Below are 12,703 nucleotides of genomic sequence, written 5' to 3'. Positions count from 1 at the left end.
ATCGTTCCCTCACTAAACTGCAATTATTTTAACAAAAACTACCCTGCAAATCTATCACTTAGAAAGGAGCTTAGCGAAAATTTAACATGCTCTCTAAACTCAAAACTAACTTAACTAAGCCGTCTGTTTACTTTGGGCTAATTAGTACTATCTTGCCATTTCTGCTTTTCTTTCTATATTTTGCCAGTCACCACTTTAATATCTTAACCGTTGATTTAGGACAACAATACGTCGACTTCTTTGCTTTTTTAAGAAGCAAACTTTTTTCCGATCCACTGAGTTTAATTTACACTTTTCAAAATGGCCTAGGAGGATCAATGGTAGCAACTACTGCCTACTATCTCTTAAGTCCATTCAATTTAATTGTTTTTCTCTTTCCGCAGTCTGCTCTGCCAATTGCCATTTTAACGATTATCAGTCTAAAAATCGCGGCTATCGGCTTAACTAGTTATTATTATTGGCAAAAAAGCGTTAAGCCTGCATACGCCAGTGCGGGCGGCTTAGCTTTTGCCCTGAGCGGATATGTCATCGCTAATCATTTTAACTTAATGTGGCTGGACTCATTAATCTTACTACCTTTATTAATCGCCAGCATCGATCACGCATTGAAAGAAGAAAAGGATCACCTCATCCTCATCACTTTTGCCCTGTGGGTCACCAATTTTTATACCGGCGTAATGGCCCTTTTCTTTGGCTTGTTATATTTTTTGGTCAATTTTTTCATTCAAAAAAAGCAGTGGCAAGTTTTTGGGCATTATTTGCGTCGCAGTATCTTAGGAAGCCTCTTAGCAGCCTTTGTGCTTGTGCCCGTCTTTTTTGAATTATTAGCCGGAAAAACAACTGCAGAAACAGACTGGTCTTGGTCCTGGCAGTTTAATCCTGTGAAAGAATTAGCCAAGTTAACTGACGGTGCTTACAGTTTTAATGAAATGCAAGATGGCATGCCCAATATTTTCATGACCTTACCTTTTTTAACTCTAGTACCAGTTTTTTTCCTTGACCGAAAAATTTCAATTAAAGAACGGTTTAGTAACGGTATTTTGCTCTTCTTTTTACTATTGTCCCTAGTTTGGACGCCGCTAGTTTTAGTTTGGCATCTGGGGCAATTTCCCGTCTGGTATCCTGGTCGCTTTAGTTTTGTAGTGGTTTTCTACTGCCTTAATTTGGGGATGTTGGTCTTAAAAAGCCAATCTGATTTTTCATGGCCACGCAAGATTATCATTGGCTTGCTAGTCTTAATGACTATCTGCTACTGGACTTTTAAGCAAAATGATTTTGGCTTTTTAAACGAAACTTGTCTGCTTACCTCAGCGGCTTTTGCCGTTTTAGGACTATTGTTTATCTTCTTTTTATTCCCTCATTTTCAATTTGGGCGCTACTATCTTTGGGTAATCGTGGCCTTAGAAGTTACTGTCAATTTAATTTTCTCCTTAGACAACCTTTCCTATCAAAAAAACCGTGATTACCAAAACTTTGCTGCCAATACCACCCAAGCAACTTCCTTTATTCAGCAGCAAGACCCTAGCCTTTACCGGATGGAGAAGAGCTTTTTCCGCTCTGATGACGATGCTTTTACCGGAAATTATTATGGCCTGGAAAATTTTAATTCCGTTACCAATCAAAAGGTCCTGAATTTGCTCGCGCTCTTAGGTTACGAAAATAACAGCAATTCCGTGACTAATAATGGCGGTACGCCAATTACCGACGCTATTTTGGGCTTTAAATATTATTTAGAACCCAACTATACCAACGATTCTTTGCCTAAGAGTCAGCGTCTGCCATTTGAAAACCTTAATCACCGCTTAGATCTTGACTTATATCCACAGATTAAAGAAGAACCACAGCTCTTAATTGCCAAGAATGCTAACGCCTTGCCCCTCGCCTTTTTAAGCCCAACTAAAGATCTAAAAGCTCAGTTCTTTGGTGATAATCCGGCAGTTAATCAAGAACAGTTACTGCAAGAAGTTACTGGTAAAAAGGAGCTCGTCTTCCAACCTTTACCTTGGCCACAAGCTAAGTTAACCGGAGTAAGTACGTGGTCCCACAATCCCCACCAATATACTGCCAAAAAAGGAGCAAAAAAGAGCCAAGTCTCCTTCGTGCTAAAAACTAGCCATCCTGGTTCTTACTACTTAGAGATGCCTCATGGTTTACAAAGCGAACAAGTAACGCTCTTAGTTAATGGGCAAGACATTAATCTTGACGTGCGCGATAGCCAAGCACACCTCATTAACCTTGGTCATTTCCACCACCAAACCAATTTAGAATTAACTTTTATTCTAAAAAACAGCACCCTCAATCTCAGTACTGCCAATCTGTGGCTCTTAAAGACTAAACAACTCACCCAAATCTTGCACGCTTTTAAAGGGCAACAACCAAGCGTTAAGCAAACTAGTCCGTTAACTTTAACGACTAATTCGTTCACTACCAAACAAAAAATGCGCTTTAATTCAACGATTCCCGCTAGTCCGAATTGGTTGATTTTTGATAATGGCCACTTGGTGAAAAAACGCATCTTCGTGAAAGCTTTCTTAAGTTGTTCTTTACCGGCTGGCAAGCATCAGATCAAATTAATTTATGTTCCTTGGGCCTTGTTGCTGGGCCTAATAATCAGCCTTTTAACTTTGACATATGTGAAAATTCAGATACACTAGACTTATTGCACATTTTTGTAATAAAATGAATGCGTTAACAAATTTATATAGAAAGAAGAGTAGCTATGGCTCTTAAATACCAAATTGGTGTCGATGCTGGTGGTACACACTCAACCGCCATTGCATATGATATGGATGGAAAAGAAATCGGTCGTGCTGAAGGCGGTCCAGGTCAAATCAACACAAACTACGAACTGGGCATTAAGAACATTTCAGACACAGTCAACGAATTATTAGACAAAATTGACGGTGACTGTATGCGCGTATTAGCCGGAATTGCTGGTTTGTCAGTTGTCGGTAACGCTCCTGAAGTTGCTGCCACAATTTCTTCAAGAATCAACAACTTGCCAACCCGAGCAATTACTGACTCACTTTTGGCCCTTTACAGCGGTCTTGAAGGCGACGATGGTGCCTTAGTTATCGCAGGAACTGGTTCAGTTTATAACGGTTTACAAAACGGTCACTTAATTGCTGTTGGTGGTTACGGTAACATCTTGGGTGACGAAGGTTCAGGCTACGCTATTGCTCGTGCTGCTATGCAATCAGCTTTACTCAGCTGGGACAAGCGTGAAGACAATGCTTTGATTCCAATGTTCACCAAGTTATTTGGCGTTGACCATATGGATGAATGTAACGCTAAATTCTACAAGATGACTAACCCAGAAATTGCTGGCATGGCTGTTCATGTTGCTCAACTAGCTGACGAAGGTAGCGATGATGCCATTAAGGTCATCAAGGAACAAGCTCACCTCTTAGCCCGTGATATCATCATCGGTCTTGATCGTTACGAAGATCCTAAGCCAATGAAGATTGCTTTAACTGGTTCCGTTTTGGCAAATAATGAAATGATGCGGGGCTTAATCGAAGATGAAGTTAAGAACAAGTACCCAGATGCTATCTTCTCCATTTCTAATGGTGAAAATGCACGTGGAGTAATCTTCGATAAGAGTAAGGACTACCGTTACTTCACTAATCACGAAGACAGATAATTTTATAAAAGCCAAAAAAATACCGAGAACTTAATTGTTCTCGGTTATTTTTTATCCTTATTTCTTCTTCAAGCTATCCACATGCTCTTTAATCTTCTGTGCCGCAGCATTTAACTTTTCATGTTCTGCAGAAGTTAATTTCAATTCAATTAATTCTTCCACTCCATCTCGGCCAATGATGGCTGGATAACCAAGATAGGTCTTAAATTCTGGATCATAAGTCGAAACTGGGTAATATGCCCGCGCATCGCTGAAGACTGCCTTAATCAAATCAACGGCACACATGGCAACGGCATAACTGGTATAACCTTTACCGTTAGCTACGGCAAAAGCATTCTTATTTGATTGTTCACTAATTTTTTCTTGATCAGCTTCATTAAAGAGTTGTAAAGCAATCTTGTTGTTAACTCTGACAGTTGACCAAGCAGTAAATTGAGCTGACCCATGTTCACCTAAGACAAAGCCTTCGACATTACGTGGATCTTGACCCAACTTGTCCCCAACAATTCTTTGCATTCTGGCCGTATCAAGAAAGGTCCCTGTACCAAAGACGCGATTCTTCTTTAAGTCAGTCGTTTCTTGCAGGATTTGAGTAACCGCATCACAAGGGTTAGAAACATTAATTAACACGCCATCGAAGCCAGATTCCTTAATGTCTTCCCCAACTTGTTTAGCATTCTTAGCATTCAAGTCAAATTCACCGAAACGGTCTCTTGTCTTAACCGTGGCAGCAATATCACCAAAGGCGGTCACAATAATGTCCACATCTTCCAGGTCATCCCAGTCTTGCTTGATAATATTGACGTAGTGACTATTCCGAGGCAAAGCATCGCGTAAGTCATTGTATTCCGCATCGGCTTTTGCATCGTTTTTATCAATTAAAATTAAATCATCAACTAATCCTTGCGTTACTAAAGTATAAGCGATGGTCGCACCAACGTGCCCCATTCCGATAATTCCAATTTTTCTCATTTGAAAACCTTCCTAAATCCTGTTTTGCATTCTCTATTCCAGAATTATCGTGGTCAGAAACAGAAATAGCCGACTATAGTTACGAACATAAATTAAGCACTATGTGCTTTAATTTAGTTCTACACTATCTCGGCTATTTCTCGAGGGGTTTCTTCCCACTCACCTTTAAATTAAGCTTTAACTTCGTTAATTACAACGTCAAACTTGCCACCTGGGGTAGTAATTGAAACAGTATCACCCTTCTTCTTACCAAGAAGTGCTTGAGCAATTGGTGAATCGTTAGAAATCTTACCATTCAATGGGTCTGATTCATCACTACCAACAATAGTGTAGGTTTCTGGATCGTCAGTGCCAACTTCAGTATAAGTTACAGTCTTACCAACAGCTACTTCATCAGGAGCTACAGCGTCAGCATCAACAACTTGCGCATACTTAAGCATTTCTTCAACTTGCGCAATTCGATCTTCAACGTGACTTTGTTCATCCTTAGCTGCATCGTATTCTGAGTTTTCTGATAAGTCCCCGTATGAACGAGCAACTTTAATTCGTTGGATAACTTCTGGACGTTTAACTAATTTTAAGTTCTTTAATTCTGCTTCGAGCTTTTCTTTGCCTTCCACAGTCATTGGAAATGACTTCTCTGCCATTTTTACTCTCCTTATCTAAAAATCTTTTTCGCACTGATCAATGATATTGGTTTACACCAGTCTTGTCAACCTTTAACGGATTTTAGCCTCAATATCTTCCTTCAAAGCAGCAGTAACTTGATCCATTGCCTTAGTTACTACTTCATCAGTTAAAGTATCTTTTTCATTCAAGAAGGTTAAGTTGTAAGCCAAACTCTTCTTGTCTGGTTCAATGTGAGCACCAGAGTAAACATCAATCACTTTCAAGTCACGCAAGTATTTACCAGCGTTAGCCTTAATGACATTTTCAATTTCTTGGTTAGTGTATTCTTTCTTAACCAAAATTGACAAGTCACGGCTAATAGCTGGGAACTTAGGAGCAGGCTTAGCAGTCATGCCGTGAGTCAGCATTGGAATAATTACGTCTAAATCAAGTTCATAACCGTAAACTTCATGACCACGTAAATTCTTATCAGCTAAAGCTAAGGAGTGAGCCAACATCCCGATCATCCCAACATATTGATCCTTGATGTAAATATCAGCGGTTCTAGTTGGGTGCATGCCAGGAATTGCTTCATCAGCCTTGTAGATAACATCGTTTTCATTAATTCCCAAAGCAGTGAACATGTTAGTCAATTGACCCTTAACGAAGTAGAAGTCAATCTTTTGGTTTTCATGTTGCCAGTTTTCAGCAAAGGTTTGACCAGCATAAAGAGCAGCTAAGTGTTCATGTTCGTTGAAAGTGCCACCTTCATGGTCATATACCCGGCCTTGTTCATACAAACGTAGATCCATTTGCTTACGAGCAAAGTTGTAACTAGCAGCATCAACCAAACCAGTCATTAAGTTTTGGCGCATGGTTGAACGACTTGAGTTCAAAGGCATTTGTACTTGAACTAAAGCCTTAGCCTTCTTAGTAAAGGAAACTGCCTTTTCTGGTGAAGTCAAAGAGTAAGAAACAGCTTCAAGCATCCCTTGACCTTCAGCAATCCGCTTAAAGCGACGCATTTGGGTTTCAAATTCTGAGTAACCACCGTGAGTTTCTGGCAATAGTGGTTGGGTTGACTTCAAGTTGTCGTAGCCGTAAAGACGACCAACTTCTTCAACTAAGTCAGCAGGAATGGCAATATCCCATCTTCTGTTAGGCACATTAACCACCAATTCATCGCCGTTAACTTTAGCATCAAAGTTCAAACGATCAAAAATATGAAGCATTTCATCAGCTGAGATTTTAGTGCCCAAGACCTTATTAATGTAAGAAACGGTTGTCTTAACTACCACTGGACCGCGCTTAGCATCAGTTGCCTTAATAATGCCTTCATCAACAGTGGCACCAGCTTCGTTTCTGATTAATAAAGCCGCAGCGTTAATGGACTTTTCAGTGGCATCCCAGTTAACGCCCTTTTCATAACGACTAGAAGCTTCAGTCCGGTTAGCGTGACGGAAGGCTGCCCGACGAACCATGGTTGGATCAAAAATTGCGGATTCCAAAATGACATCGGTAGTATCGTCAGTAACTTCTGAGTTAAGACCACCCATGACACCAGCCATCATCACTGGCTTTTCACCATCAGTAATTACGATATCGTGGGGATCAAGGTCAACTTCTTTTTCATTTAATAAAGTCAACTTTTCGCCATCTTTTGCAGTTCTAACTTCGAACTTACCACTTTCAAAAGCGCGAGCATCATAAGCGTGCATTGGTTGACCAGTCAACAACATAATGTAGTTAGTCACATCCACAACGTTGTTAATTGGACGAATTCCGGCATTCCACAAACGCGTTTGCATCCATAATGGACTTTCGTCCACCTTAACACCAGTTAATTTACGTAAATAAAACTTAGGAGCTAACTTTTCATCAACTTTTACGTCAAATGAATCAGTCCAGTCAGGACCGTCTTCTTTCAAGACAACTGGTTCAATCTTTGGCTTTTGATCAATAATTGCCCCAACTTCATAAGCTGAACCTTCCATTGATAAGGTATCGGCCCGGTTTGGCGTAATATCAAAGTCTAAGATGTAATCATTCATGCCAAGGGCATCGTAAACATCTTGACCTGGCTTAACATCGGCATCTTTAGGAAAAACAAAAATACCGTCAGCATACTTTTTAGGCACAACGCTGTCGCTAAAGCCGATTTCTTGCAAGCCACAGATCATCCCGTAGCTTTCCATGCCGCGAATCTTGCCCTTCTTGATCTTTTCATTACCAGCAATTCTGGCACCGTGTAAAGCCACGATCACATCTTCACCAGCAGCGACATTAGGAGCCCCACAGACAATTTGTAATGGTTCATCTTCACCGACATCAACATGAGTTAAGTGCAAGTGGGTACCTTCAACACCTTCACAGTCAACAACGTGACCAACAACTAACTTCTTCAAGCCATCTGCTGGACGAGTCACAGAAGCAATTTCCACCCCTGTACGAGTAATTTTTTCACCTAAAGCCTTAGGATCTTGCTCGTCTAAATTAAGAAAATCTTTTAACCAATTGAATGAGACTAACATTAATTTTCCTCCTTACGGAATTGCTTCAAGAAACGAACATCGTTGGTGTAGAAGTCACGAATATCGTCAATACCATACTTCAAGATTGCAAACCGGTCCAAGCCTAAACCAAAAGCGAAACCACCATAAACAGTTGAATCGATTCCGGCATTTTCTAAGACGTTAGGGTGAACCATGCCGGCACCTAAAACTTCAATCCAGCCAGTGTACTTGCAGACTGGGCAACCTTTACCATCACAGTTAAAGCAAGAAACGTCCATTTCAACTGATGGTTCAGTGAATGGGAAGTAACTTGGACGAAGACGGGTTTCACGATCTTGACCGAAGACGTGCTTAGCAATCATGTCTAAGGTACCCTTCAAGTCACTCATGGTGATGTTCTTATCAACTACTAACCCTTCCATTTGCATGAATTGGTGGGAGTGCGTAGCGTCATCATCATCACGGCGGTAAACCTTACCAGGACCAACCATCTTAAGTGGACCTTGACTAAAGTCGTGCTTTTCAAGCACACGAGCTTGGTCACCGGAAGTTTGGGTTCTTAATAAATCTTCACTATCAATGTAGAAAGTAGCTTGCATATCACGAGCTGGGTGATCTTTTGGCAAGTTCATCATTTCAAAACAGTAGTGGTCAGTTTCAATTTCCGGACCTTGCACTACTTTATAGCCCATACCGATGAAGTAACTTTCTAAGTCATCCAAAATTAAGTAAAGTGGGTGCTTTGAACCAAGAGCAGAAGTTCTACCTGGCAAAGTAACATCGATCTTTTCATCTTCAAGCCGCTTTTGAATTAAGGCCTTTACTAATTCATCTTTAGCTTCACCTAAGCGCTGGTTAAACAAGTCACGTAATTCGTTAACCTTTTGCCCAACTTCACGCCGATCTTCTGGTGCAACTTCCTTCATGGAGTGCAAAATCTTGGTTAATTCACCTTTACGACCAATTAATTCCACTCTAACATCGTTTAATTTCTTTTCATTAGATGCTTTTTTGATTTCGTCGAGACCTTGCTCACGCAATTGCTTTAACTTATCAAATAAGTCCATATACTCTATTTTCCTTTCACAACAAAAAAAGCTTCCTCCCTCTATGAGGGACGAAGCTTCGCGGTACCACCCTAATTCAGGCATAGTTTGCCTGCACTTGAGTTTCGATAACGGTGAATACCGGAATTGATTAGATCCTACTCCCAAGATGAAATTCACAATTCATGTTTGACTTCTCTTGCAGCTGATAAAGAAATCTCTCTACTAAACAATCCTTGTTACTAGTCTTGTTCTTAGTAATTATTAATAGGATAATTCATTTCATATTAACATGCAAGTCTTTTAGACCCATTTGTCAGCCCAGTTATGAACTTGATCAAAGACTGGTTTTAATTCAGCACCCTTTTCAGTTAAACCATATGAAATAATGCCCGTATTTTGGTCGACTGAACGCTTTACAATTTCTTCATCTTCCAATTCTTTTAACCGTTCAACTAAGACTCTATCTGAGCAAGCCGTAACGCACCGTGCTAAATCCTTAAAGCGCATGTCATGAGTGTCGCATAATGAACTAATGATCAAGCCATTCCACTTCTTACCGATGATTTGAAAAGCATTGATAAAGTGACCACATAATTCGTAGTTTTCTGGTTTACTACAGTCAGTTGTGCTCTTTTCTTTTACTCCTTGAGCCATAACAAGTTACCTCCTACAGTTATTCGTAAATCTTTATCCTTATAATCATTATTATAGCGGACCTACTTACTAATTACAAGCAAGTTGAATTAGGCAAAGTGGTAAATCATGATCCCAGCTGCGACGGCTGCATTAAGGGATTCAGCTTGCCCTTTAATTGGAATGTAGAGCTTTTCATCACAAGCTTTGGCAATCATTTCACTCACGCCATGAGCTTCATTACCAATGACTAAACCAAGTTGTGCGACTTTGGCAAAATCTGGTAATTCTTTGGCTGTCTGATCAAGCATGCTGGCATAAACGGGAATATCATATGACTGCAATTGATTGATCGCATCATTTAAGTCACTAACCACCAAGTCGATATGGAATTGACTTCCCTGCATGGCTCTTTGGGTCTTTGGATTATATAAATCCACACTTTCAGGAGATAAAATTACCCCCTCAAAGCCAGCAGCATCAGCAGTCCGAATAATTGTCCCCACGTTTCCGGGATCAGCTAAATTATCCAGCAACACCCATTTACCATAATTAAAGGTAAAGTTCTTGGGTTGAGCAATTTTTAACACCATGAAAATAGCTTGCGTATTCTTGGTACTGCTCAAGTGGCGCGCAATCGCACTTTTGATTAAAATGACTCTCTTCCCACTCAAATCAACGCCATAGTCACTCTCAGCCTTGCTCAAGGCATCATCGGTTCCAAGTAAGTATTGGTAATTACGATGAGCTTTCAAGGCTTCTTCAAACAAGTGAAAGCCTTCAATTAAATACATGCCAGTATCTTCACGATACTTCTTCTTATTAAGCTTTGCCAATTCTTTAATCAGCTTATTATTCACTGAACTAATCTGTTGCATAAAAACCTTCCTCTTTCTTTACAAGACTATTTTAGAGGAGAAATCACTAATTGAACATGGTAAAATCGAGGTTAGATTATTTAATTGAGGAAAAACGATGGGAATCTTTGATTTTTTCAAAAAAGAAACAAATAACACAAATTCTGAGAAAGAAAATTACATGGAAACCTGGAAATTAATTGCTCACGGCACAGTCCAAGGTGTAGGCTTCCGCTGGAGTGTACAAAACTTAGCGCAAGCGCTGGGAATTAACGGCACAGTAAGAAATAATCCGGATATGACCGTGACGATCATGCTGCAATCAAGTCTTGATGAAGTGAATCATTTCATCGCCGAACTCCCTAAAAATGTTTCACCATTTGCAAAAATTACACAAATCTCTAAAGAAAAGCTTACAGGGGTAGAAAAGATGCATGGTTTTCATGTATTATATTAGTTATTACATAGATTATTAATCGGGTGAAGTAAATGAAGAGATTTCGAAAATATATTAGTTTAATTGCACTACTAGCAATTGTCACCTTGATTGTTACTGGTTGTTCAACTGGTAATATCAACAATGCCACCCCACCTCATGGTGGGATCTACGGTTGGATTTACCAATGGATCAGCTTGCCGTTGCAAAATGTGATGTTGCAAACAGCTAGAACGATCGGTGGTCAAGACGGTGCTGGTTGGGCAATTGTGATCATTACTTTAGTTGTGCGGTTAATTTTATTACCATTAATGTTGTCACAACAAAAGAAGAGTGTGACTCAACAAGAAAAGATGGCCCGCTTACAACCACAGATGAAGTTGATTCAACAAGGGATGAAGCACAAGCCAATGACGCCTGAGCAACAAATGCAGCTCACCACTTGGCAACGTGAATTATATTCTAAGAACAACATGTCCATGACTGGTGGGATTGGGTGTTTACCATTAATCATCCAGATGCCAATCATGATCGGGATTTACCAAGCCGTTGCTTACTCAGCTGTTTTGCGTCACGCTACTTTCTTTGGTATTTCCTTGAGTAATAAGTCCGTTGTATTGGCAATTGTCGCTACCTTGTTTGCAGTTGCTCAGAGTTACATTTCATTGATTGGTGTGCCACCTGAACAAAAGAAGACCATGCAATCAATGATGTTCTTGAACCCAATCATGACCTTGTTCTTCAGTTTATCCTTCTCTGGTGCCTTAGCCTTGTACTGGGCTGCCGGTAACTTGGTAACCGTGGTACAACAAGTAATCGTAACCTTCTGGATTACTCCTAGAGAAAAGAAGCGCATTGCAACTGAACTGAAGGATAAGCCAGTACAAGAAGTAGTCACTCAAAAGAAGATTGATGACTTGTTCAGCGCTGCTTCAACTAATGGCAAGGGTGACAACCATACTCAAGCTTTACATCAAAACTTACGTAACCGGAATAAGGGTAAACAACAAAGACGTAAGTAGTTATTTTTAAAAAGAGCGTTCACATGAACGCTTTTTTTTATGCACAAAAAAGCCAAATGCCTCATGATACAATCCCACTAAAGTGGACAATTGAAATACATAAAGTATTCAATTATTCACGAAGGTGGGATTTTTTATGCCTAGAAAAAGTAAGTATTCATTTAAACAGAAGAAATGGGCCGTTCAACAGTACTCGAATGGTTATATGAGTGCTGTTGAAATAGCTAGGCAACTTAATATGCCAGGGAAAAATGGACCTATTCGAATTAGAGAATGGACGTATCAGTATCAAAGCAATCATGAAGCTTTTCTTAGTAACGCAAAGCATAATGTGCATTACTCTAAAGAATTCAAAGAAAAAGTTGTCCAAGAATACTTAAATGGCAATATCTCATTGTCTTCTTTAGCTAACAAGTATGGTATTAGAAGTCACGAAACAGTAAGAAGATGGGTTTCTAAGTATAATAGTCATATAGACAATCGGGGCTATGAGCCCTATCCGGAGGTTTATATGATTAAAGCGAGAAGAAAAACCACTCAGCCAGAAAGAATCCAAATTGTTCAGTACTGCATTAATCACGACAAGAACTATGCAAAAACTGCAGCTAAATTCAATTGCTCATACCAACAGGTCTACAGCTGGACACAAAAATATCTAGCTGACGGTGAAGCAGGATTAACAGATAAAAGAGGCAGACGTAAGCAGCCAGAAGAACTGAGCGAGCTAGAGTTAGCCAACCGCAGAATCAAAGAGTTGGAACGAAAACTGAAAGAAGAGCAAGCCAAGAATGAATTCTTAAAAAAATTAGATCAACTAGAAAGGATGTGCTTGCCGGGCAACCAAAATATAGACAAACAGCAATAAGAAAACGCTGGAAAATAGAAACATATCAATTAATCCATGATTGTCATCAAAAGTACAATTGGAAGATTGATCTCATGTGTCGCTGGGCTAAAATAGCTCGCTCA

Annotated in this window: 11 protein-coding genes and 1 other annotated feature; of the genes, 5 read left to right on the top strand and 6 right to left on the bottom strand. The window is 39.8% G+C overall.

Going from position 1 to position 12,703, the window contains the following annotated elements; genetic code table 11:
- Positions 1 to 86 precede the first annotated feature (86 nt).
- Together EJK17_RS09565 and EJK17_RS09560 are read left to right on the top strand one after the other, a co-directional pair.
- Positions 87 to 2,654 (top strand): YfhO family protein, encoded by a 2,568-nt coding sequence (locus EJK17_RS09565; protein WP_103660911.1) that lies wholly within the window; start codon positions 87 to 89, stop codon positions 2,652 to 2,654.
- A gap of 65 nt (positions 2,655 to 2,719) precedes the next feature.
- On the top strand, positions 2,720 to 3,643 hold the full coding sequence (locus tag EJK17_RS09560; RefSeq protein ID WP_103660910.1) for an N-acetylglucosamine kinase: 924 nt from the start codon (positions 2,720 to 2,722) through the stop codon (positions 3,641 to 3,643).
- A 57-nt stretch (positions 3,644 to 3,700) separates the two neighbouring features.
- Here EJK17_RS09560 and EJK17_RS09555 read toward each other — a convergent pair whose 3' ends face one another.
- The 6 genes from EJK17_RS09555 to EJK17_RS09530 all read right to left on the bottom strand — a co-directional run bounded on the left by EJK17_RS09555 (position 3,701) and on the right by EJK17_RS09530 (position 10,297).
- Positions 3,701 to 4,615: an L-lactate dehydrogenase gene (locus EJK17_RS09555; protein ID WP_103660909.1), complete on the bottom strand. Its 915-nt coding sequence runs from the start codon at positions 4,613 to 4,615 to the stop codon at positions 3,701 to 3,703.
- 170 nt (positions 4,616 to 4,785) lie between these two features.
- On the bottom strand, positions 4,786 to 5,262 hold the full coding sequence (gene greA / locus EJK17_RS09550) for a transcription elongation factor GreA (protein WP_103660908.1): 477 nt from the start codon (positions 5,260 to 5,262) through the stop codon (positions 4,786 to 4,788).
- A 72-nt stretch (positions 5,263 to 5,334) separates the two neighbouring features.
- Complete coding sequence (pheT, locus tag EJK17_RS09545; RefSeq protein ID WP_103660907.1) at positions 5,335 to 7,755, bottom strand: phenylalanine--tRNA ligase subunit beta; 2,421 nt, start codon at positions 7,753 to 7,755, stop codon at positions 5,335 to 5,337.
- Complete coding sequence (pheS, locus tag EJK17_RS09540; protein WP_103660906.1) at positions 7,755 to 8,804, bottom strand: phenylalanine--tRNA ligase subunit alpha; 1,050 nt, start codon at positions 8,802 to 8,804, stop codon at positions 7,755 to 7,757. The genes pheT and pheS overlap by 1 nt, the downstream gene beginning before the upstream one ends.
- 43 nt (positions 8,805 to 8,847) lie before the next feature.
- Positions 8,848 to 9,048 (bottom strand) — a binding site (T-box leader).
- Between the two features lie 38 nt (positions 9,049 to 9,086).
- Positions 9,087 to 9,440, bottom strand: coding sequence for a winged helix-turn-helix transcriptional regulator (locus EJK17_RS09535; protein WP_103660905.1), 354 nt, complete (start codon positions 9,438 to 9,440; stop codon positions 9,087 to 9,089).
- A gap of 89 nt (positions 9,441 to 9,529) precedes the next feature.
- A complete protein-coding gene (locus EJK17_RS09530; protein WP_103660904.1) occupies positions 9,530 to 10,297 on the bottom strand; it encodes a TrmH family RNA methyltransferase in 768 nt (255 codons plus the stop codon).
- Between the two features lie 160 nt (positions 10,298 to 10,457).
- On the opposite strand from EJK17_RS09530, the gene EJK17_RS09525 reads away from it, so the two are divergent.
- From EJK17_RS09525 to EJK17_RS09515, 3 genes are all read left to right on the top strand, one after another.
- Positions 10,458 to 10,733, top strand: a complete 276-nt coding sequence (locus EJK17_RS09525; RefSeq protein ID WP_103661017.1) for an acylphosphatase — start codon at positions 10,458 to 10,460, stop codon at positions 10,731 to 10,733.
- 32 nt (positions 10,734 to 10,765) lie between these two features.
- The gene (gene yidC / locus EJK17_RS09520) at positions 10,766 to 11,734 is read left to right on the top strand and encodes a membrane protein insertase YidC (protein WP_103660903.1); all 969 of its coding nucleotides are present in this window, start codon (positions 10,766 to 10,768) and stop codon (positions 11,732 to 11,734) included.
- A gap of 136 nt (positions 11,735 to 11,870) precedes the next feature.
- A complete protein-coding gene (locus tag EJK17_RS09515) occupies positions 11,871 to 12,599 on the top strand; it encodes a transposase (protein WP_236629295.1) in 729 nt (242 codons plus the stop codon).
- Positions 12,600 to 12,703: the final 104 nt, after the last annotated feature.

This window comes from Lactobacillus xujianguonis (genome assembly GCF_004009905.1).
GTDB lineage: Bacteria > Bacillota > Bacilli > Lactobacillales > Lactobacillaceae > Lactobacillus > Lactobacillus xujianguonis.
Note: the sequence above shows the minus strand (reverse complement) of the source record. Positions and strands in the feature narration are given on the sequence as shown.

What these genes read in the sequence shown, in the direction of transcription:
- EJK17_RS09565 (WP_103660911.1), top strand. Translation starts at nt 87, where the DNA reads ATGCTCTCTAAACTCAAAACTAACTTAACTAAGCCGTCTGTTTACTTT.
- EJK17_RS09560 (WP_103660910.1), top strand. Translation starts at nt 2,720, where the DNA reads ATGGCTCTTAAATACCAAATTGGTGTCGATGCTGGTGGTACACACTCA.
- yidC (WP_103660903.1), top strand. Translation starts at nt 10,766, where the DNA reads ATGAAGAGATTTCGAAAATATATTAGTTTAATTGCACTACTAGCAATT.
- EJK17_RS09535 (WP_103660905.1), bottom strand. Translation starts at nt 9,440, where the DNA reads ATGGCTCAAGGAGTAAAAGAAAAGAGCACAACTGACTGTAGTAAACCA.
- EJK17_RS09530 (WP_103660904.1), bottom strand. Translation starts at nt 10,297, where the DNA reads ATGCAACAGATTAGTTCAGTGAATAATAAGCTGATTAAAGAATTGGCA.
- EJK17_RS09555 (WP_103660909.1), bottom strand. Translation starts at nt 4,615, where the DNA reads ATGAGAAAAATTGGAATTATCGGAATGGGGCACGTTGGTGCGACCATC.
- EJK17_RS09515 (WP_236629295.1), top strand. Translation starts at nt 11,871, where the DNA reads ATGCCTAGAAAAAGTAAGTATTCATTTAAACAGAAGAAATGGGCCGTT.
- pheS (WP_103660906.1), bottom strand. Translation starts at nt 8,804, where the DNA reads ATGGACTTATTTGATAAGTTAAAGCAATTGCGTGAGCAAGGTCTCGAC.
- pheT (WP_103660907.1), bottom strand. Translation starts at nt 7,755, where the DNA reads ATGTTAGTCTCATTCAATTGGTTAAAAGATTTTCTTAATTTAGACGAG.
- EJK17_RS09525 (WP_103661017.1), top strand. Translation starts at nt 10,458, where the DNA reads ATGGAAACCTGGAAATTAATTGCTCACGGCACAGTCCAAGGTGTAGGC.
- greA (WP_103660908.1), bottom strand. Translation starts at nt 5,262, where the DNA reads ATGGCAGAGAAGTCATTTCCAATGACTGTGGAAGGCAAAGAAAAGCTC.